Genomic DNA, 20,428 nt, shown 5'->3' on the forward strand with positions numbered 1-20,428 from the left:
TCACTTCTCTGTAAGGAGGAAGTCCTCGAGTTCGCGGTTGACGCGCTCGGGGGCTTCCTGATGCGCGTAGTGACCAACTCCGGCAATGGTGCGCAGTTTTTCGCCGGGAGCCCAATGCTTGTCGCGCCGCACGGTACGGGTGAGCACGTACGGGTCGAGTTCGCCGTGAATCTGGACGATCGGAATGCGAAGAACCTGATCCATCAAACGCATGAAACGACGACCCTCGGGCCGGAGCTGGCTGCGGAAGGCCCAGCGCTGGTACTCCAGCGTGGAATGCGCGACGCCCGGGATCCGGATCGCGGCCCGCATCTTGGTCATCACGTCCGCGAACTCGGGTTGCTGCGGCCAGGTGGGGCCGGACCGCGAGCGAACCAGACGCTCCACCTCGGCGCCGTTGTCGGCCGTTAACCGACGTTCCGGGCGCAGCGGTACCTGATAGGCCAGGAACGAGGGCAAAAGCGCGCGGCGCTGATATGGGTCGCGCACGACTGCTTTCTTGAGTGCCATCGGGTGTGGCGACGAGATCAACGCGATCGACCGCACCAGGCGTGGATGCAGGAGCGCGGTCGCCCAGCACACCAACCCGCCGTCGGCATGACCGATCAGCGTGGCCTTGCCGTAACCCATCGCACGAATGAGACCGGCTACGTCACCGGCGAGCGTCCAACCGTCGTAGCCGCGAGGGGGCTTGTCGGAATCGCCGTATCCACGAAGATCCATGGCGACGACGCGGAATCCCTGCTCCGACAGTGCCGTCAACTGATGGCGCCAGGACCACCAGAAATCGGCGAATCCGTGCAACAGGACCACCAACGGAGCATCCGGCTCCGCGTCGCCTACCTCGACGACGTGAAACCGGATGCCGTTGGCGTGAATGTCCCGGTGAATCCAGGGGCCGTCGAACCTGACGGTGGATGGATCTGGGGCTGCCACTTTCGATCAGACTCGCTACCGGCGCGCGTTGAAATCGACAGACGGCTTTGCGTCGTCATGGCTGCCGGGAAGGACGTTCTTGGCCTGCTTGAGCGATTCGATCGTCTTCTCCGGAGCCCTCAGCTTGCGCACACGCAGATAACCGAGCAGCGCCAGAATCGCGGTGGTCACCACCATGATCAGGAAGACGATGAGGAACGCCAGCCAGCGCGGCACCCAGGTATCGAGCATCTCGGCCAGGAAGAAAAAGAAGAAGAACGAGCTGAACAGCAGAACCGTGAAGGCCAAGATGAAGAAGACACTGCCCTGCAGACCCTTCTTGACCTCGCCCGTGACCTCGGCCTTGGCAAGTTCAACCTCGGCGCGCACGAGGGTGGAGACCTGTGCGGTCGCGTCCTTGACGAGGGCCCCGATGGTGGCCTCACCCGGCGTGCGGGCGTCCACATCGGTGAGAGGGATGGACGAGACCGTGTTCGGTACTCCATCTCCGGTGAAGCGCTGGCTCTCTCCGTTGGTCAAGCTCACTTGTCGACCTCTCCAGGTAGTTCTCTCGCGTTCGTGGCAATGGCGGTGGAAGCGTCGTCTCGAGCCGCATGAACTCGTCCACGTCGCCACAGCAGCGCTGATCCGATCAGCGATGCCACCAACGATGTCACGAGAACTGCGGCCTTCGCTATCTCGGCCTCGCTGCCATCGCCGACCCCGTCCAATGCGAGGTCTGCTACAAGCAGGCTAACGGTGAACCCGATGCCACCGAGAACTGAGAGGGCAAACATGTCTCTCAATTCCAGTGTCTTGGGCTTGGTGGCTATGCCCAATTTGATCGCGAGCAGGGAAATTCCGAAGATTCCGACGGTCTTTCCGACCAGAAGGCCGACGACAACCGATTGCCCGACGGGGTCGGTGAAAATGTCGCCGAGTACCGCGGCGTTGATCGGAACACCGGAGGCGAACAGTGCGAAGACGGGGACGCAGAAGCCTGCGGAGTACGGCTGAATGCGGTGCTCGAGGCGGCTGCCCGGCGCGTACTCCTCGTCCGGATCGCGCCTGACACGGGTGAGTAGGCCGAGCGCGACGCCCGCGAGTGTGGCGTGTATCCCCGCTTCGTGCATCGCGTACCAGGTCAGTAGTGCCAGCGGGACGTAGAGGAACGGCGTCGTGATGCGCTTGTGCTGGGCGTAGGCGTAGACAGCGAGGGCTGCGGCCGCGGTCAGCAGCCACAACATCGCGAGGGAGCCGGTGAACAGTACGGCGATGAGGATGATGGCGAGCAGATCGTCGACGACGGCCAGGCTGAGCAGGAAGACTCGGGCGCTTGCGGGGATCTTCGATCCGGTGAGAGCGAGCACGCCGAGGGCAAAAGCGATGTCCGTCGCGACGGGAATGGCCCAGCCCTTGTCCATACCTGGAGTGCCGAAGCCGATGGACGCCGCGATGATCGCGGGGACCAGGACGCCGCCGCACGCCGCGATGATCGGGAGCATCGCGGCTTTGCGGTCCGCGAGCTCGCCGACCACCAGTTCGCGTTTGAGTTCGAGGCCGGCGACGAAGAAGAAGACGGCAAGCAGTCCGTCTTGCGCCCAGGTGCCAAGGCTGAGGTCCAGATGGAGTGCAGACGGGCCGATCTGGAAGTCGCGCAGTGCGATGTAGCTCTCACCGAAAGGTGAGTTCACCCAGATCAGAGCGACGGCAGCGGCGATGAGCAGTATCGATCCGCCCACCGTTTCGGTGCGGAGATAGCGGGACAGTTCGGAACGCAAAGTGGAGATCACGCGTGGGGACGACCTTTGTTCGTGCACCCGAGTTCGGATGCAACAGACATGAACGTGATCGACGTTGTAAAGCATCGAATGCACGTGCCGACCAGACTTCCCGGCTCACCTTTACGGGATTTTATCGCGGATTGCTCGCTGAGCCGAATTAGCGAACCGAATTTGCGCCGGAAAACCCCGCGGGTGTTCAATTCCTACTGATTGGGACACCATCCCACAAATTGGACAATTTTCGTATAACGGCGCAGGAGCATGTTTTGAGCACGTCAGTCAGTGAGAACCCACCCAAGCCGGAGGGCGGCGACGCAGATACCGTCGCCGGAGTGCCGCGCAGCCGAATCGTGGTTGCCAGCATGGTGGGTACGTCCATCGAGTTCTACGACTTCTACATCTATGCAACAGCGGCAGTATCGGTGTTCCCGCACCTGTTCTTCCCGAAGGGCAACGACACCACCGCGCTTCTCGCGTCGTTGGCGACGTTCGGACTCGCGTTTGTCGCCCGTCCCCTCGGCTCGATTCTCTTCGGACACTTCGGTGACCGCGTCGGACGCAAGGCAACTCTGGTCGGCTCGCTGCTGACGATGGGCATCGCGACCTTCCTCATCGGACTGCTGCCCACTTATCACCAGATCGGTCTACTGGCCCCGGCGCTGTTGGCGCTCATGCGTTTCTGCCAGGGCCTCGGACTCGGCGGCGAATGGTCTGGCGCGGCTCTGCTCGCGACCGAGACGGCCAAGGAAGGCAAGCGGGCCTGGGCGGCGATGTGGCCGCAGCTCGGTGCACCCATCGGCTTCTTCATGGCCAACGGACTGTTCCTGATCATCACGTTGTTCATGAACCACGACAATTCCAGCCCGGACCTCGAAGGTGCCTTCCTGAGCTGGGGGTGGCGAATTCCGTTCCTGCTCAGCGCAATCATGGTGATGATCGGCCTGTACGTCAGGCTCAAGCTCGAAGAGACCCCGGTGTTCGCGCGCGCAGTCGAGCGCGGCGAGAAGGTCAAGACCCCGGTCGCCGAGGTATTCAAGACCAGCTGGCGTCAGCTGATCATCGGTACGTTCGTGATGCTCGCGACGTACACGCTCTTCTACATCATGACCACCTGGGTGCTCAGCCACGGAACCGGCAAGACGGCGGCCGACGGTGGAACGGGCGCCGGCTTCAAGTACACCGATTTCCTTGTTCTGCAGCTCATCGCAGTCGTGTTCTTCGCTGCTGCCGTGCCGGTCTCGGGTTGGCTTGCGGACCGTTACGGGCGTCGCATCACGCTGCTGATCATCACCGGCCTGATCATGGTGTTCGGCTTGACCTTCGGCGTGTTCCTCGAACCGGACGGAATGAACGACGGTCGTATGTTGGCGTTCCTCATCGTGGGCATGCTGCTCATGGGCCTGACCTTTGGGCCGATGAGTGCCGTTCTCCCGGAACTCTTCCCGACCAACGTCCGCTACACGGGCTCGGGAATCGCGTACAACACCGCCAGCATTCTGGGCGCTGCGGTGGCGCCGTTCATCGCCGTCTACCTCGCGAAGAACTACGGCGTCGGCTGGGTCGGCATCTACCTCCTCGTAGCTGCGACGCTGACTTTTGTTGCGCTGCTGGTCATGCGCGAGACAAAGGGTGAGTCGCTAGACGATGTAGGGGCATAACCCTGCTGTGCGCCTTTATTAACCCCCGGCGGTTAATAAAGGCGCACAGCAGTTGTCAGGGAAGCTGAGCAGGCAGGACGTGCTCACCGGTCTTGTCGGTGCTCAAGGCCAAGGAACTGATGTACTGCTTCTCGCCGTTGGGGCCGGGAACGTTCGACGCGAGCATGTCGGGTCGCTCGAACTCGATGCCGCTGACGCAGCACAGAAGCGTTTCGCCGGAGGGGTTCCCGTACTCGTCGAACATCGGCAGGTCGATGCCGTCGTCGGTGCGCCGCAGGTAGTACTTGCCCTTGGTGGCGACGGCGAGGACCGGCGGCATCACCAGTGCGATGACGATCGCGACGATCGGGGAGAACGGCTTGATCGCCGAACCGAAAGCACCGAAGAACACCAGGATCGAAATACCCGCGGCCAGCAGCATCGACACGAAGCCGACGGGGTTGACGTCGTAGAGCATTCCGCGTCGGAACTCGGGGACCTTCGGGGAGAGCTTCAACCAGTACTTGTTGATCGCGATGTCGGAGGCGACGACCACGACCCAGGCGATACCGCAGTTGGCGTAGAAGCCCAGGATCGTGTTGAGGAAGTCGAACATGTTGGCTTCCATCAAGATCAGTGCGATCGCCAGGTTGACCAGAACGAAGATCATGCGTCCCGGGTAGGTCTTGGTGACGCGAGTGTACGAGTTGGTCCAGGCCAGTGAGCCGGAGTACGCGTTGGTGACGTTGATCTTGATCTGGCTGATGACCACGAGGATCACGGCAAGGGTCATGGCCAGCCAGTGCGGCATCATGTCCTGGTAGATCTCGAGAAACTGGTGCACGGGCTGGTTGGCGATCGAAGATCCGTCGACGACGTTCGCGATGATGTACACGGCGAGGAACAGTCCGACGATCTGCTTGAACGCGCCGAAGATGACCCAGCCGGGCCCCGCGAGAATTACTGCAGCCCACCAACGACGGGTGTTCTCCGGCGTCTTGGGCGGCATGAAGCGTAGGTAGTCGATCTGCTCGGCGATCTGTGCGATCAGCGACAGGCAGACACCCGCGGCCAGCATCACCGATCCGAAGTTGACGCCCTTGCCGTTTGCGCCGTCCTCACCGCCGAAGGCGAAGAACGCGCTCACCGAATCTGGGTGCTTGAACAGCAGATACAGGAACGGCAGCACCATCATGACGAGCCACAGAGGCGTCGTCCACACTTGGAGCTTTGCCAGAGCCTTCATTCCGTAGATGACCAGTGGAATGACCATCAGGGTCGAGACCGCGTAGCCGATCGAGAGTGGGATCCCGAGCCCCAGTTTCAAACCCTGGGCCATGATGGAACCTTCGAGCGCGAAGAAGATGAAGGTGAACGTCGCGAAGATGACGTTGGTGACCACCGAGCCGTAGTAGCCGAAACCGCTTCCGCGCGTGATCAAATCGAGGTCGATGTTGTATCGCGCGGCGTAGTAGGCGAGTGGGAAGCCGGTGGCCATGATGACGACGGCAAACACGGCGATCCCCAGCAATGCGTTACCGGTGCCGTACGAGATGCCGATGTTGGCGCCGATCGAGAAGTCTGCGAGATACGCGATTCCGCCGAGTGCGGAGGTCGCGACGACGCCGGTTCCCCATTTGCGGTAGCTGCGTGGCGCAAATCGGAGGGTGTAGTCCTCCAGAGTCTCCTTCAGTGCGGCGTTCTCACCGAGATCTGCCCTGTCCGGTGCGCCGGCGGACACCTGCTCGTTCACTGCTGTCATGACGTCACTTCCCCTGGGTGCCTGTGCATGTGCACTTTGTGGTGCAGGCACCCAACCTAGGGAGGTGGCGTTACGCGGACATGTTTGAAATGTGTCGCCCACGTTGCGGATTCGATCCGCAACGTGAGCGAGCACTCATGGGACTTTCTTTACCTGTATCTGATCACCAACTGCCCGCGCCTGCAAGGCGAGTGGCTGCGTCCCGACTGGTCGTAGGTCGAGAACGGCGGCGGCCACCGGGTCGGCCAAGACGTTTCGGATGGTCCGACGCAGGCCACGTGCTCCGTACACCGGATCGAATCCGCGCCGTTGCAACAGAGCGACGGCGCTGTCGTCCACGTCGACGTCGACGCCTCTCCTGGCCAACCGAGTCGTGATCAGTTCGATCTCGAGCCGGGTCACTTGTTCTGCGGTCTGTTCGTCGAACTCGTCGAGGATCACGGTTTCGTCGATGCGGTTGAAGAACTCGGGATCGAAGAACTTCTCGAGAGCGCGCTGCACCAAGTGGTGACCATGGTGTGGTCGATCGATCCGGACGCGATCGGCGAGCTGCCGCACCCGGGACCGTCGACGTTCCGCCACCGCAGCAGAACCGAGATTCGAGGTCAGGAACACGTAGCTGTTGCGGAACGAGATCTTCTGCTGACCGTTCGCCAACCGGAGTTCGCCGTTGTCGAGGACCTGCAGGAGCGCACGTAGAACGGTGGGGTCGGCCTTCTCCACTTCGTCGAACAGGACGATTCCGGGGGTGTACGGATCGCCCTCGACGGTGTTCTTGTCGAACAGTGTGAAGGACTCCTTGCTGCCGGCGTACCCAGGCGGTGCCCCGGAGAACGACGCCGCATAATGCTCTTGCGCAAGAGCATTCATGTCGATGCGGCACAGATCGTCGGGCCCGGACCGGAGTTCCGCGGCCACGCGCCGCACCAACTCCGTCTTGCCGACGCCGGTGGGGCCGACCAGAAGGATGTTGGCGAGCGGACGCGTCGGATCCGTGGCACCGACATGCGCGATCGAAATCGCCCGAACCACTGCGTCGACGGCGGCCTGTTGTCCGACGATCTTGGAACTGAGGGCTTTCGAGAGATTGCGAGCGTCGAAGGCCCCGACCGGTACGGGTTCGGATCGTTCCTCGGCCGGTGGTGGTGGTGCTGAACTGTTCCGGTCATGGAGCATGTCGGTGATATACGGCACAGCGAGATCCTTAAACTTCGATTGTCTTCTCGACCGGCAGGTTTCCGACGCGGCAGTCCGCTACGCCTACTGTGTCTCGGGTGATGGCCTCGACGCGTTCCTGAGCCTTCTGGGCATCGGTGACCCACAGCTTGTAGAACTCGAACGGGCAGTCAGCGACGCCCTTGTCTCCGTCACCTGCTGCGTGGACACCGGAGTATCCGCGGTGGAGGAGCTTGAAGATGTGGTTCTGGGACTGATCGTTCTCGCGTGCGTCGCGAATGGCTGAGACGGACAACTGCGCGTACTGGATTCCGTATTCCTCCTCTCCGGTCTCACCTAGCGTCCGACCGTCGAACCCGATGATCGCGGAGTGTCCGAAGTAGGAGTAGACGCCGTCGAATCCGGCTGCATTGGCAACTGCCACATAACAATTGTTGGCCCAGGCCATTGCCTTGGACATCATCACCTGCTGGTCCTTGGCGGGGTACATGTAGCCCTGGCAGCGGACGATGAGTTCTGCACCCTTCATCGCGCAGTCACGCCAGATCTCCGGGTAGTTGCCGTCGTCGCAGATGATGAGCGAGATCTTCAGGCCCTTGGGACCCTCGGATACGTACGTGGTGTCGCCGGGGTACCACCCTTCGATGGGGCACCAGGGCAGGATCTTTCGGTACTTCTGAACGATTTCGCCCTTGTTGTCGATGAGAATCAACGTGTTGTACGGCGGCTTGTTCGGGTGGTCTTCGTGCTGTTCACCGGTGATGGAGAAGATTCCCCAGGTATCGGCCTCGCGGCAAGCGGCGGAAAAGATTGCGGTCTCGTCACCGGGGATGGTTGCCGCTGTCGCATACATCTCCTCTTCGTTGTACATGATTCCCTGCGTGGAGTATTCGGGGAATACCACCAGATCCATTCCGGGGAGTCCGGTCTTCATGCCGATCATCATGTCGGCGATCTTGCGCGCGTTCTCGAGAACTCCGGCGCGATCGTGCAGGCGGGGCATCTTGTAGTTGACTACTGCTACGCCGACCGTGTCGTTGCTCGAGGAGATGTCACCGTGTCGCATTGTCTTTCACTCCTTGGTTGTGTGGATCAGTTGAAGACTGGATGAGTCTGGGGAACTGCGGCTTTGGGTGCGGCGAGGATCTTGGCCAGGCCGAGGAGAACCAGAAGCGCTCCGGCCCAACCGGCGGCTACCGCGGGTGTGGTGTGGAAGTTGTCGGTCAGGATCAGAAAGGCAGGAACAGTGCAGGTGGGCTGGCTCAGCAGGACTGCTGCCCAGCCGGTGAAGCGGCTGAGGTTCTCGCGGCCGAGGCCGAGCACCAGGAAGAACAGCGTCCACAGTGCTGCCCATGCGAGCCAGATGACCCCGAAGACGGGGTCGTTGCTCACCGTGAACGAGAGGAAGGAGTACACGAGCGCGGCGCACGCGACGAACAGTGAGAACCACCCGATTCCTTCCGGTTCGAAGCCGGCGAGATTGCTGATTCCTACGTAGAGGTAGGTGAATCCGAACAGGTAGAGACCTGAGGCCGCCAGGACGGCGCTCGAATCTCCCTGTGCCTGAATCAACAAAACGGTGGGGACGACGCATTGAAGTGCGCCGACGAAGAGGTTGAGGACCGAGGCGGATCGAACGGGAACTGTGCCGAGCAGCATCAGTCCGTTGACGAAGAGGACGGCTCCCACGTAAAGCAAACCAACACTGCCCATCGGGCACCTCCGGTTACTTTCGGGACGGGTTACTTTCAAATGAAATGATTCCAAATGAAACTAAGTGATGCGCGCCACAGAAGTCAAGAGGTGGATCTCAGGGGAAGGTTTCAGAGGGTGGCGATGATCGAGAAGTCGAGTCCGTCGGCGACGGCCAGCTGAATCTTCTGTCGTGCAACGCGATCGCGAAACTCGACGGTTCCGCGAGGTCCGTCGTATGCGGCGCCTTCGACGACGGCGTCCAGGGCGTGCGGGTGGGTGCTGTCGGCGCGTCGAACCAGGGCCGAAAGGGTATGTATCCCTTCGTAACACGACTCGGCAGCGTTGTTCAGTGCCGGAGCGTGCGCGCCGTGCAGTGCGATGTAGCGCCCGAGCAGGTCCATGGAGTTACCGTCGACCATCGAGCGGAAGTACGCTGCCGACGCAAACAGGTTCCGGGTTGCGCGGGGGCCGCTTGCGAGCAGCATGTTTTCTTCCATCAACGGGCTGAACCGGATCATCGACTCGTCGAGGCCTCGGCGGGCGAAGGTTCGGTTGAAGTCGACGGCGTCCTGCCCGACGAGGAGCATGATCACGCCGTCGCAACCGGAGTTCGAGACGGTCTCGACCAACTGCTTCATGTTGCCGCGCCCCAGATCGACAAACGAACCGCCGACCAGGGTGAGGTCGAGTTCGGTGGCGAATTGCCTCACGGCCCCGAGCGAGCTGTGAGGCCAGATGTAGTCGTCGCCGACGACGAACCACTTGCGCGCTCCGACGTTGTCGCGCAGCCACTTCAGTGCCGGCGCGATCTGCTGTCGTGGTGTTTCGCCCGAACAGTAGATTCCTGGTCGGACCTCGCCGCCCTCGTAGAGCGAGGTGTACGAGTACGGAATACGGCCTGCGACCACCGGTGCGAGTGCGTGGCGGACCGAGGAGATGTGCCAACCGCTGACGGCGTCGATGTCACCTGCGTCGAGTAGCTGTTGCACGCGGGCTGCGACGACGCCCGGCGAAGCGCCGCCGTCGATCACTTCGATCTGGACTTCGCGTCCCAGTACGCCGCCGGAGTTGTTGAGGTCGCGGGCGGCCAATTCGCTGATCGCCTCACACGACGGACCGAACAGTCCGGCCGGCCCTTGGAGGGGAACCACCATGCCCAGGCGCCACGCGGCGCTGCGCGCGCGTTCGAGCGCGCCGGTAGCGCTCATGCGTCGCCGCCGGAATCGGAAGTCAGCGGCCTGGCCTGGGTTACTATCATTTCATTTGAAAGTATTGCCCGAGAAGTGTGAAGTACGCAACAGCGGGGGAGCGATCAGTGGGAAAAAGTGACTCCGGAATTCTTGATGCTTCGCTGACGACCGCGCTGGTCCGAGCGGCTCGAACGGCCGCGGCAGCGGCGGAGAAGACGCTGGCGGCTGAGAATCTCACTCTCGATCACTGGATGACGCTCGAAGCCCTGGCGTCGACCGAGGGGCTGACGATGGCTGAGTTGCGCGATCGAACGGGAACACCGGCTCCGACGCTGACACGAGTCGCGGACAAGTTGGTCTCGCTTGCGCTGATCTATCGGGAGGTCGGTGAGGACGATCGCCGGAAGGTGCGCGTGTTTCTCTCCTCGCGTGGAAAGTCTCTGCACAAGCGGGTTGCCGCAGACATTCGCGTGGCCGAGGAGTCTTGGCTGACGTCGAAAGAGGAAGTGAAGTTGCGAGAGGGGCTCCGCCCCTGTGCGCCTTTCCGGTAGTGGGGACTACCAGAAAGGCGCACGGGGGCCGAAGGCCTTACTTGCCGCGGATTGCGTCGAATACCTTGGGATCGACCAGGGTTGAGGTGTCTCCGAGGTCGCGGCCTTCGGCGACGTCGCGCAGGAGGCGGCGCATGATCTTGCCGGATCGGGTTTTCGGCAGTTCCGGCACGATCGTGATCTGACGCGGCTTGGCGATGGGGCTGATGTCAGTGGAGACCTGCGCCTTGAGCTCGGCGATCAGAACCTCACCGGTGTTCTCGACGCCTTCGCGCAGGATGACGAACGCGACGATGCCCTGTCCGGTGGTCTCGTCCGCGGCACCGACGACGGCAGCTTCGGCGACTCCGTGATGGTTGACCAGTGCTGACTCCACCTCGGAGGTGGAGATGCGGTGACCGGAGACGTTCATGACGTCGTCGACGCGGCCGAGGACCCAGAGGGCGCCGTCGTCGTCGTACTTGGCGCCGTCACCGGCGAAGTACCAGCCTTCTTCGGCGTAGCGGGACCAGTAGGTGTCGCGGTAGCGGTCCATGTCGCCCCAGATGCCGCGGAGCATCGCCGGCCACGGCTCGTCGAGGACGAGGTAACCGTTGCCGCCAGGGCCGAGGGGCTTGGCGTCGTCGTCGACGATCTTCGCGGAAATGCCCGGCAGTGGTGCCATCGCGGATCCGGGCTTGGTGGCGGTGATACCGGGCAGCGGGGAAATCATGATCGCGCCGGTCTCGGTCTGCCACCAGGTGTCGACGATGGGAGCCTTGTTGCCGCCGATGACGTCGCGGAACCAGCGCCACGCTTCGGGGTTGATGGGCTCGCCCACAGATCCGAGCAAACGGATCGAAGACAAGTCGTGGGCGTCGGGAATTTCCCGGCCCCACTTCATGAACGTCCGCACGAGGGTGGGTGCGGTGTAGTAGATGGAGACGCCGTACTTCTCGATGATGTCGAAGTGGCGGTGCTCGTTCGGGGAGTTGGGGGTGCCTTCGTAGACGACCTGGGTGACACCGTTGGAGAGGGGGCCGTAGACGATGTAGGAGTGTCCGGTGACCCAGCCGATGTCGGCGGTGCACCAGTAGACGTCTTGTCCCGCTTTGTGATCGAAGACGTTGTGGTGGGTGTACGACGCCTGGGTGAGGTAGCCGCCGGAGGTGTGGATGATGCCCTTGGGCTTACCGGTGGTGCCGGAGGTGTAGAGGATGAACAGGGGATGTTCGGCGTCGAAGGCCTGCGCTTCGTGCTCAGGTGAGGCCTGCGCGACGGTCTCGTGCCACCACAGGTCGCGGCCGTCGGTCCACTCGACGTCGATGCCGGTCCGGTTGACCACCAACACGTTCTGGACGGAGTCGGCGCCGGCGACGGATTCGTCGACCGCTGTTTTGATGGGTGCTGCGGCGCCGCGTCGCCACTGGCCGTCGACGGTGACGACGAGCTTGGCTTGGGCGTCGTCGATGCGCGAGCGTAGGGCAGTGGCGGAGAATCCGGCGAAGACGACCGAGTGCGTCAGGCCGAGGCGGGCGCAGGCGAGCATGGTGACGATCGCTTCGGGGATCATCGGCATGTAGATCGCGACGCGGTCACCGGCGACGAGGCCGAGGTCGGTGAAAGTGTTTGCGGCGCGGCTGACTTCGGCGAGGAGGTCGTTGTAGGTCAGGTCGCGGGAGTCGCCGGGTTCGCCTTCGAAGTGAATGGCGACGCGGTCGCCGTTGCCGGCGAGGACGTGGCGGTCGACGCAGTTGTAGGCGACGTTGAGTTTGCCGCCGACGAACCACTTGGCGACGGGGGCGTCGGTCCAGTCGAGGACGTCGGTCCATTTCTCGTGCCAGTGAAGGCGCTCAGCCTGATTCGCCCAGAAAGCGAGGCGGTCGGTATCTGCGGCAGCCTGCAACTCCGGTCCCGCGTTGGCGGCCGCAGCGAACTCTGCGCTCGGCGGATATGCCTGGGGGACGTCTGTTTCGGCTGCGCTTGTCATGGCTGACGGCCTTCTTTCCACATTGATCGACACTTTTCTGACTCCGTGTGAGGGTAGTCACAAGCTCGCTCAAACGCACCGTTGCATCACGTTGCAACCCGTTGTCCTGCGACGATCGGTCGAATCGATGCGACGGGTGGTCACTTCCGCCGACGAATGAATGTGTCCGAATTCAATTACCCCCAATTTTCCAACAATGGGTGCGGTGCGCGCTTCGGGTTCGATGTGTCTATTGTCAAACCATTATTCGACCGCAACTCGAAGTCACGTTCACTTTCAGTTGTAGGCGACACGACGCCGGCAGTTACGGCTGTCGGCAGGCCGCGAGCATGCTCGGGGTCACTTAGATGTGGAAGGAATTCCTTTGCGTATCTCACGCATAGCGACCGGCGCGGTCGCGCTCGGAATGACGGCAGTGCTGATCACGGCATGTTCGTCCGGCGATTCGTCGGGCGGATCGTCCAGTGGCGTCGTCAACGCCTGGGCGGGCGAGCCTCAGAACCCGTTGATCCCCACGAACACGAGTGAGAACATGGGCGGCCGCGTCCTCGACTCACTGTTCTCCGGTCTCGTTTCGTACACCGCAGACGGCGGTACGGAGAACGAGGTTGCCGAGTCCATCGAGAGCACCGACGGTCAGAACTTCACCGTCAAGCTCAAGGACGGCTGGACCTTCACGGACGGCACCCCCGTCACCGCGAAGTCGTTCGTCGACGCGTGGAACTACGGAGCCCTCTCCACCAACGCTCAGCTTCAGGCATCGTTCTTCGATCCGATCAAGGGCTACGACGAAGTTGCCGCCGAGGTTCCGACGGCACAGACCATGTCGGGTCTGAAGGTTGTGGACGACTCCACCTTCACCATCGAACTCAAGCAGCCCGAGTCGGCGTTCCCCGATCGCCTCGGCTTCACGGCGTACTACCCGCTGCCCGAGGTCGCGTTCAAGGACATGACCGCCTTCGGTGAGAACCCGATCGGCAACGGCCCGTACAAGCTCGACGGAACCGGCGCGTGGCAGCACAACGTCCGCATCGACACCGTCGTGAACCCGGACTACAACGGCAACCGTAAGCCGAAGAACGCCGGCGTCGACTTCATCATGTACAACAGCCTCGACACGGCGTACACCGATCTCCTGGCCAACAACGTCGACGTTCTCGACCAGGTTCCTCCGAGCGCCGTCACGACCTTCGAGTCGGACCTGCCCGGACGCACCGTCAACCAGCCGTCGGCAACCATCGAGACGTTCACGATCCCGGGTCGCCTGCCGCACTTCAGCGGTGAAGAGGGCATGCTCCGCCGTCAGGCGATCTCGATGGCGATCAACCGCGATCAGATCACCCAGCAGATCTTCAACAAGACCAGGACGCCTGCACTCGACTTCACCAGCCCCGCGATCAAGGGCTGGAACGACTCGCTGACCGGTAACAGCAACGTGAAGTTCGATCCCGAGGCGGCCAAGGCTGCTTGGGCCAAGGCCGACGCCATCGCACCGTGGTCCGGCAGCTTCGAGATCGCCTACAACTCCGACGGCGGACACCAGGAATGGGTCGATGCCACGGCGAACAGCATCCGCAACACCCTCGGTATCGACGCGAAGGGCAAGCAGTACGCCACCTTCGCTCAGATCCGCACCGAAGCCACCGACCGCACCATCCAGAGCTCTTTCCGCTCCGGTTGGCAGGGCGACTACCCGCAGCAGTACGGCTTCCTGGCGCAGAACTACCAGACCGGCGGCAGCTCCAACGACGGTGACTACTCCAACCCCGAGTTCGACCGCCTCCTGCGCGAATCGGCCGGCCAGACCGATCAGGCGAAGGCTCAGGAACTGCTCGATCAGGCCCAGGAAGTCCTGCTCAAGGACCTGCCCGCAGTTCCGACGTGGTACCGCAACGCTGCCAGTGGATGGTCGGAGAACGTTTCCAACGTGACCATCAGCTGGAACGGTGTTCCGGTCTACGAAGACATCGAAAAGAACTGACGCGTAGAACGATCCGCATCTGAAACGTGAGTTCGGGGCGGCAGGCGCCCTGCCTGCCGTCCCGAACTCGTGTTCACACCGGACTGTCCGCTGACGTACACGATCATCGACAAGGAGGTGATCCGATGCTCTGGTACATCGGTCGCCGAGTGCTTCAAATGATCCCGGTTTTTCTCGGGGCCACTCTTCTGATCTACGCCATGGTCTTCCTGCTTCCCGGTGATCCGATTGCCGCGTTGGCGGGCGACAAGGCGCTCAGTCCGGCTGTGGCAGCACAGCTTCGGGAGCGCTACCACCTCGATCTCCCCTTCTATCAGCAGTACCTGCTGTACCTGAAGGGCATCTTCACGCTGGACTTCGGCACGTCGTTCTCCGGACGACCTGTCAGTGAAGTTCTGGCACAGGCATTTCCGATCACGATGAAACTTGCCTTCATGGCACTGATCGTCGAGACGGTCTTCGGTGTCGGCTTCGGCCTCATCGCGGGCCTGCGTAAGGGCGGATTCTTCGACAGCACCGTCCTGCTGTTCAGCCTCGTTCTCATCGCCATCCCGATCTTCGTGATCGGCTTCCTGGCTCAGTTCTTCATCGGCGTCAAATGGGGCATCGTCCCGCCGACGGTCGGTGGCAACACCAGCTTCACCAATCTCCTGCTCCCTGCCCTGGTTCTCGGTTCGGTCTCGTTTGCGTACGTACTGCGACTGACCCGAACGTCCGTGGCGGAGAATCTGACTGCCGATTACGTCCGCACCGCTACCGCCAAGGGACTTTCCCGTGGACGAGTGGTTCGCGTGCACGTGTTGCGCAACTCGCTGATCCCCGTGGTCACGTTCCTGGGTGCCGACCTCGCAACGTTGATGGGCGGCGCCATCGTCACCGAGGGCATCTTCAACATCAACGGCGTCGGTGGCACGATCTACCAGGCCGTGACCAGAGGTGAAGCGCCGACGGTGGTTTCGTTCGTCACCATCCTGATCGTGATCTACCTGATCGCGAATCTGCTCGTCGACCTCTTGTACGCCGCGCTCGATCCGAGGATCCGCTATGTCTGAGACCGTGAAGACCGGACGCGCAGTCCGGCAAAGTCATTTCGTGGCGCCGCCCGAAGTTGCGGCACCGGGGGAGACGGACGCCGTCAAACTCGATCAGGCGCCGACGAGCATGTGGACCGACGCGTGGCGCGACCTACGCAAGCGTCCCCTGTTCATCATCTCGACGATCATCATCCTCGCGGTCATCGTCATCGCAGCGTTTCCGGGCTTGTTCACAAGCACCGATCCGCGGTTCTGCGACCTCACCTACAGCATGCAGGGGCCGACCTCAGGGCACTGGTTCGGCTTCGACCGCCAGGGCTGTGACGTGTACTCGCGCACCATCTACGGTGCTCGCGCATCCGTACTCGTGGGCGTCGGTGTCACTGCGTCGGTGCTGGTGATCGGCGTGATCTTCGGTGCGCTGTCCGGTTTCTACGGCGGATGGACCGATTCGATCCTCTCCCGTGTCGCCGACATCTTCTTCGGCATCCCGCTGATCCTGGCTGCCATCGTCCTGATGCAGCTGTTCACCGATCGCACCATCTGGACCGTCGTCGGCGTGCTGGCGCTCTTCGGCTGGCCGCAGATGGCAAGAATCGCTCGAGGCGCGGTGATCTCGGCGAAGAACAACGATTACGTCATGGCCTCGGAAGCGTTGGGTGTCTCGAAGCTCAAGACACTGATCCGCCACGTCATCCCGAACTCGTTGGCGCCCATCATCGTGGTCGCCACCATCTCGCTCGGTACGTACATCGTTGCCGAGGCGACGCTGTCCTTCCTCGGTATCGGTCTTCCGTCCACCGAGGTTTCGTGGGGCGGCGACATCAGCAACGCTCAGGTGACGCTGCGTCAGGGTTCGACCATTCTGTTCTACCCGGCAACGGCTTTGGCGATCACCGTTCTCGGATTCATCATGATGGGTGACGCTCTGCGCGACGCCCTCGATCCCAAGTCGCGGAAGCGGTGAGCACGATGACCACCAAGGAAACTCTCACCTCGGAGGAAACTCCGTTGCTCGAGATTCGTGATCTCGAGGTGTCTTTCCAGTCCAATTCCGGTCCGGTTCCGGCAGTTCGAGGCGTCAGCCTGACCGTCTACCCGGGTCAGACTGTCGCGATCGTCGGCGAATCGGGTTCGGGTAAGTCCACTACCGCACACTCGATCATCAATCTGCTTCCCGGCACCGGCAAGGTGACGGCAGGCGAGATCATCTTCGACGGCAAGGACATCTCGAAGGTCTCGGAGAAGGACTTCGTCCACATCCGGGGAAGCCAGATCGGTTTGGTTCCGCAGGACCCGATGTCGAATCTGAATCCCGTGTGGAAAGTGGGCTTCCAGATCGAGGAAGCACTGGCCGCCAACGGGATCGCCAAGGGCAAGGCAGCCAAGGTTCGGGCTGCGGAACTGCTCGAGGAGGCAGGACTCGCGGAGGCCGAGAGCCGGTTGGGGCAGTACCCGCACGAGTTCTCGGGCGGTATGCGTCAGCGCGCACTCATCGCGATCGGGTTGTCCGCTCGTCCGAAGCTCCTGATCGCGGACGAGCCGACGTCGGCGCTCGACGTCACGGTCCAGCGTCAGATCCTCGATCACCTAGACGGTCTGACAACGGAACTCGGCACCGCCGTTCTGCTCATCACTCACGATCTGGGCTTGGCCGCCGAGCGCGCCGAGCATCTGATCGTGATGAGCAAGGGTCGTATCGTCGAATCCGGTCCGGCGCTGGAGATTCTGAAGCGCCCGCAGCATCCGTACACGCAGAAGCTGGTCGCTGCTGCGCCGTCGTTGGCGTCGAAGCGGCTCAGCTCATCAGTGGCACGCGCCGAGATTCGCGAACAGGCGGAAGAGGTCGCCGAAGCGGTGAAGGCCGAGGAAAGTGCGGCAGAGTCCTTCGGCAAGGCGACCGACGACGTTCTTGTCGTCGATCATCTGACCAAGGTGTTCAAGCTGCGCAAGGGTTTCCGCAAGACCACCGACTTCACAGCCGTGAACGACGTGTCCTTCAAGGTCCGCCGCGGAACCACGACTGCAATCGTCGGCGAATCGGGTTCCGGTAAGTCGACGGTCGCGCAGATGGTTCTCGGCTTGCTCGAGCCCACCGCAGGCAACGTGGTCTTCGACGGTCAGGACGTGTCCAAACTCGGAGCGAAGGAAACCTTTGCGTTCCGTCGTCGAGTGCAGCCGATCTTCCAGAACCCTTACGGCACGCTCGACCCGATGTACTCGATCTACCGCACGATCGAAGAGCCGCTGCGTACCCACAAGGTCGGGACCAAAGCAGAACGGGAGGCTCGCGTCCGCGAACTTCTCGACAAGGTCGGTCTGCCCCAGTCGGTCATGCGACGGTTCCCGAACGAGCTCTCCGGCGGACAGCGTCAGCGCGTCGCAATTGCGCGAGCGTTGGCACTGCAACCGGAGGTCGTGATCTGCGACGAGGCGGTCTCCGCTCTCGACGTGCTCGTGCAGGATCAGATCTTGACCTTGCTCAACGACCTGCAGGCAGAGTTCGGGTTGACGTACCTCTTCATCACGCACGACCTGGCCGTGGTTCGTCAGATCGCGGACAACGTGTTGGTGATGTCGCGTGGCTCGATCGTCGAATCGGCACCGATCGACGACGTGTTCGGCAATCCGCAACAGGACTACACCCGCAAGTTGCTCGACGCGATTCCCGGCGGGTCCATCACGCTGGGAAGCTGACGCAACAGGTAGGTAGGCAAGTCCGCAGAGGGGCTGCAAGGGTACCGTCGTTGATCGTGACGGACCCCTTGCAGCCCCTCGTCGATCTTCCAGGCGTACGCGCCGCCGCCGATCATGCGCGCGACGCTCTGGGTGAGGTTCATCGGCACAAGACCAACCGTCGCGGTTGGCCCACCACTGCCGCCGAAGCCGCGGTTCGCGCTGCGCGAGCTTCCGCATCGCTGGCCGGTGGCACCACCGAATTGCCGGCCGAGGGCATGGCCGGTGATCCGATTCTCGCGGGTGCTCTGCGCGTGGCTCAGGCTCTGGACGGCGACAGTCTTCCGCTCATGGAGTCGACGTGGAAGCGCGCCCCGCTGCAGGCTTTGGCCCGGCTGCACCTGCTGGCCGCGGCAGACCTCGTCGAGGACGCGGATCAACTGGGACGGCCACGGTCGGATCGCGGAGTGGGGGAGCGGTTGGACGCTCTCGCACAACTCGTTACCGGCGGAACCAGTGCGCCGGCGCCGGTTCTGGCGGCCGTCGTACACGGAGAACTCTTGGCGCTGAGCCCGTTCGGCACCGCTGACGGCATCGTTGCACGTGCGGCTTCGCGTCTGGTAGCGGTCTCGTCCGGGTTGGATCCGCACAATCTGGGAGTCCCCGAGGTCAGTTGGCTTCGGCGGCCGCAGGCGTACACGGACGGCGCGGCTGGATTCGCTTCGGGAAATCCGGCGGGTGTCGGCAGTTGGGTGATCTTGTGCTGCGGAGCTCTCGAAGCCGGTGCGCGAGAAGCGACTTCGATCGCCGACGCGGCGACTGGATAGTCTGCAACAGGGCAAGGCCGGCACATAACGAACGGGCGGCGCTGCCGATAAATCGACTTCGCCGCCCGTCAGCACGGACTACTCGTTACCAAGCGTGCTCGGTGGGTTGTGTGGGTGGCCTCGGCGAGGGATCGCACTTTCTGAGGTCGTCCCCGCAACCGGTGCGGGGTCCTCGCTCAAATTGAACGAATCTCGCAGGCCCACAACGCTTCTGCCCTTATAGTGGCTTGTGCTCCGCGTGGGTGCCCTAGTGCCCGTGCTAGGAATTTCGGTTGGGGAAACGGTCCTTCTCTTCCGAGCCGTTCCTGGCCTTCCGTTCTTCCGTAACTCCTTTGTACCCTGTGTCCGGGCTCACAGCAAGTACCAATTTTTGTTTGTGGGCATTGGATTTCAGCGTTTCCGACGCAGTAGCCCGAAGGTCATGGCGCCGGCCACCAGAGCTGCGATTCCCACCGCTGCAGTTGTGGCGACCGTCGTCGTGGACTGGGCCGACAATCGCGCGCGAAGCGAGACCGGGTTCGAGAAAGTCAGTATGGGCCAACCGTTTACGGCCGCTTCCTTGCGCAATGCACGATCGGGGTTGACTGCGGTGGGATGTCCGACCGCCTCGAGCATGGGCAAATCGGTCACCGAGTCGGAGTAGGCGTAACTGGCGGCGAGGTCGTAGCCGTATTCCGCGGCGAGTTTTTCCATCGCTTCGACCTTGCCCGGACCGTAGCAGTAGAAGTCGACCTCGCCGGTGTAGTGGCCGTCTTCTTCCCTCATCGACGTCGCGACGGAATGGGTGGCGCCGAGGGCGCGGGCGATCGGCGCGACGATCTCCTCGCCCGACGCCGACACCACGATGACGTCGTGTCCACGCAGCTTGTGATCTGCGATCAGATCGGCCGCCTCGGCAAAGACGAGTGGGTCGACGATGTCGTGCAGAGTCTCCGCGACGATGGCCTTCACCTGTTCCACGTCCCAGCCCGCGCACATCGCAGTCAGGTGCTCGCGCATGCGCTCCATCTGATCGTGATCGGCGCCGGACAGAAGAAACAGGAATTGCGCATAGCTGCTCTTGAGAACCGAGCGTCGATTGATCAGACCCTGGGCGAAGAATGGCTTGCTGAACGCCAGGGTGCTCGACTTCGCGATGATCGTTTTGTCCAAATCGAAGAAAGCGGCTGTCCGCCCGGTATTCAGTCCGTTCGCAGGCTTGTCGGTCACAGGAATGAGGATAGTCCGACAG

The 20,428-nt window shown here is 62.4% G+C and carries 17 protein-coding genes; 7 read left to right on the forward strand and 10 right to left on the reverse strand.

Going from position 1 to position 20,428, the window contains the following annotated elements:
• Genes RA302_RS02570 through nhaA form a run of 3 tightly spaced genes read right to left on the reverse strand, consistent with a single transcriptional unit; the run spans nt 1 to nt 2,708 of the window.
• Nucleotides 1-936 (reverse strand): alpha/beta hydrolase, encoded by a 936-nt coding sequence (locus RA302_RS02570; RefSeq protein WP_019746624.1) that lies wholly within the window; start codon nt 934-936, stop codon nt 1-3.
• Nucleotides 937-951: 15 nt separating this feature from the next.
• Nucleotides 952-1,461 (reverse strand): phage holin family protein, encoded by a 510-nt coding sequence (locus RA302_RS02575; RefSeq protein WP_019746625.1) that lies wholly within the window; start codon nt 1,459-1,461, stop codon nt 952-954.
• The gene (gene nhaA, locus RA302_RS02580) at nt 1,458-2,708 is read right to left on the reverse strand and encodes a Na+/H+ antiporter NhaA (RefSeq protein WP_166501714.1); all 1,251 of its coding nucleotides are present in this window, start codon (nt 2,706-2,708) and stop codon (nt 1,458-1,460) included. The genes RA302_RS02575 and nhaA overlap by 4 nt, the downstream gene beginning before the upstream one ends.
• A gap of 257 nt (nt 2,709-2,965) precedes the next feature.
• On the opposite strand from nhaA, the gene RA302_RS02585 reads away from it, so the two are divergent.
• A complete protein-coding gene (locus RA302_RS02585) occupies nt 2,966-4,357 on the forward strand; it encodes an MFS transporter (RefSeq protein ID WP_020968263.1) in 1,392 nt (463 codons plus the stop codon).
• A 55-nt stretch (nt 4,358-4,412) separates the two neighbouring features.
• Here the strand turns inward: RA302_RS02585 and RA302_RS02590 are convergent, their stop codons facing one another.
• The 5 genes from RA302_RS02590 to RA302_RS02610 form a co-directional block, all read right to left on the reverse strand.
• Nucleotides 4,413-6,098 (reverse strand): allantoin permease, encoded by a 1,686-nt coding sequence (locus tag RA302_RS02590; RefSeq protein ID WP_019746628.1) that lies wholly within the window; start codon nt 6,096-6,098, stop codon nt 4,413-4,415.
• A gap of 135 nt (nt 6,099-6,233) precedes the next feature.
• Complete coding sequence (locus tag RA302_RS02595) at nt 6,234-7,292, reverse strand: AAA family ATPase (protein ID WP_166501715.1); 1,059 nt, start codon at nt 7,290-7,292, stop codon at nt 6,234-6,236.
• 10 nt (nt 7,293-7,302) lie between these two features.
• On the reverse strand, nt 7,303-8,340 hold the full coding sequence (locus tag RA302_RS02600; RefSeq protein ID WP_019746630.1) for an aliphatic amidase: 1,038 nt from the start codon (nt 8,338-8,340) through the stop codon (nt 7,303-7,305).
• A 26-nt stretch (nt 8,341-8,366) separates the two neighbouring features.
• The gene (locus RA302_RS02605) at nt 8,367-8,987 is read right to left on the reverse strand and encodes an AmiS/UreI family transporter (protein WP_019746631.1); all 621 of its coding nucleotides are present in this window, start codon (nt 8,985-8,987) and stop codon (nt 8,367-8,369) included.
• A gap of 110 nt (nt 8,988-9,097) precedes the next feature.
• Entirely contained in the window at nt 9,098-10,177 is a 1,080-nt protein-coding gene (locus RA302_RS02610) for a substrate-binding domain-containing protein (RefSeq protein WP_166501716.1), read from the reverse strand.
• A 107-nt stretch (nt 10,178-10,284) separates the two neighbouring features.
• Here RA302_RS02610 and RA302_RS02615 point away from each other — a divergent pair, with 107 nt between their 5' ends.
• On the forward strand, nt 10,285-10,710 hold the full coding sequence (locus RA302_RS02615; RefSeq protein ID WP_166501717.1) for a MarR family transcriptional regulator: 426 nt from the start codon (nt 10,285-10,287) through the stop codon (nt 10,708-10,710).
• Between the two features lie 37 nt (nt 10,711-10,747).
• Here RA302_RS02615 and acs read toward each other — a convergent pair whose 3' ends face one another.
• Complete coding sequence (acs, locus tag RA302_RS02620) at nt 10,748-12,679, reverse strand: acetate--CoA ligase (protein ID WP_029254340.1); 1,932 nt, start codon at nt 12,677-12,679, stop codon at nt 10,748-10,750.
• Between the two features lie 364 nt (nt 12,680-13,043).
• On the opposite strand from acs, the gene RA302_RS02625 reads away from it, so the two are divergent.
• The 5 genes from RA302_RS02625 to RA302_RS02645 all read left to right on the forward strand — a co-directional run bounded on the left by RA302_RS02625 (nt 13,044) and on the right by RA302_RS02645 (nt 19,197).
• Nucleotides 13,044-14,660 carry an ABC transporter substrate-binding protein gene (locus tag RA302_RS02625; RefSeq protein WP_020968269.1) on the forward strand — a complete coding sequence of 539 codons (1,617 nt, stop codon included), beginning with the start codon at nt 13,044-13,046 and terminating at the stop codon, nt 14,658-14,660.
• 125 nt (nt 14,661-14,785) lie between these two features.
• Complete coding sequence (locus tag RA302_RS02630; protein WP_019746637.1) at nt 14,786-15,712, forward strand: ABC transporter permease; 927 nt, start codon at nt 14,786-14,788, stop codon at nt 15,710-15,712.
• On the forward strand, nt 15,705-16,661 hold the full coding sequence (locus RA302_RS02635) for an ABC transporter permease (RefSeq protein ID WP_003946092.1): 957 nt from the start codon (nt 15,705-15,707) through the stop codon (nt 16,659-16,661). The genes RA302_RS02630 and RA302_RS02635 overlap by 8 nt, the downstream gene beginning before the upstream one ends.
• A gap of 5 nt (nt 16,662-16,666) precedes the next feature.
• Nucleotides 16,667-18,391, forward strand: coding sequence for an ABC transporter ATP-binding protein (locus RA302_RS02640; protein ID WP_020968270.1), 1,725 nt, complete (start codon nt 16,667-16,669; stop codon nt 18,389-18,391).
• A gap of 56 nt (nt 18,392-18,447) precedes the next feature.
• Nucleotides 18,448-19,197, forward strand: coding sequence for a hypothetical protein (locus RA302_RS02645; RefSeq protein WP_020905979.1), 750 nt, complete (start codon nt 18,448-18,450; stop codon nt 19,195-19,197).
• A gap of 390 nt (nt 19,198-19,587) precedes the next feature.
• Here RA302_RS02645 and RA302_RS02650 read toward each other — a convergent pair whose 3' ends face one another.
• Nucleotides 19,588-20,406, reverse strand: coding sequence for an HAD-IB family hydrolase (locus tag RA302_RS02650; RefSeq protein WP_019746641.1), 819 nt, complete (start codon nt 20,404-20,406; stop codon nt 19,588-19,590).
• Between the last annotated feature and the right edge of the window lie 22 nt (nt 20,407-20,428).

It is taken from the genome of Rhodococcus sp. DN22, from assembly GCF_036669995.1.
Lineage (GTDB): Bacteria > Actinomycetota > Actinomycetes > Mycobacteriales > Mycobacteriaceae > Rhodococcus_F > Rhodococcus_F erythropolis.

Coding starts and splice junctions, on each gene's coding strand:
- RA302_RS02590 (WP_019746628.1), bottom strand. CDS start 6,098: ATGACAGCAGTGAACGAGCAGGTGTCCGCCGGCGCACCGGACAGGGCA.
- acs (WP_029254340.1), bottom strand. CDS start 12,679: ATGACAAGCGCAGCCGAAACAGACGTCCCCCAGGCATATCCGCCGAGC.
- RA302_RS02635 (WP_003946092.1), top strand. CDS start 15,705: ATGTCTGAGACCGTGAAGACCGGACGCGCAGTCCGGCAAAGTCATTTC.
- RA302_RS02630 (WP_019746637.1), top strand. CDS start 14,786: ATGCTCTGGTACATCGGTCGCCGAGTGCTTCAAATGATCCCGGTTTTT.
- RA302_RS02605 (WP_019746631.1), bottom strand. CDS start 8,987: ATGGGCAGTGTTGGTTTGCTTTACGTGGGAGCCGTCCTCTTCGTCAAC.
- RA302_RS02600 (WP_019746630.1), bottom strand. CDS start 8,340: ATGCGACACGGTGACATCTCCTCGAGCAACGACACGGTCGGCGTAGCA.
- RA302_RS02610 (WP_166501716.1), bottom strand. CDS start 10,177: ATGAGCGCTACCGGCGCGCTCGAACGCGCGCGCAGCGCCGCGTGGCGC.
- RA302_RS02640 (WP_020968270.1), top strand. CDS start 16,667: ATGACCACCAAGGAAACTCTCACCTCGGAGGAAACTCCGTTGCTCGAG.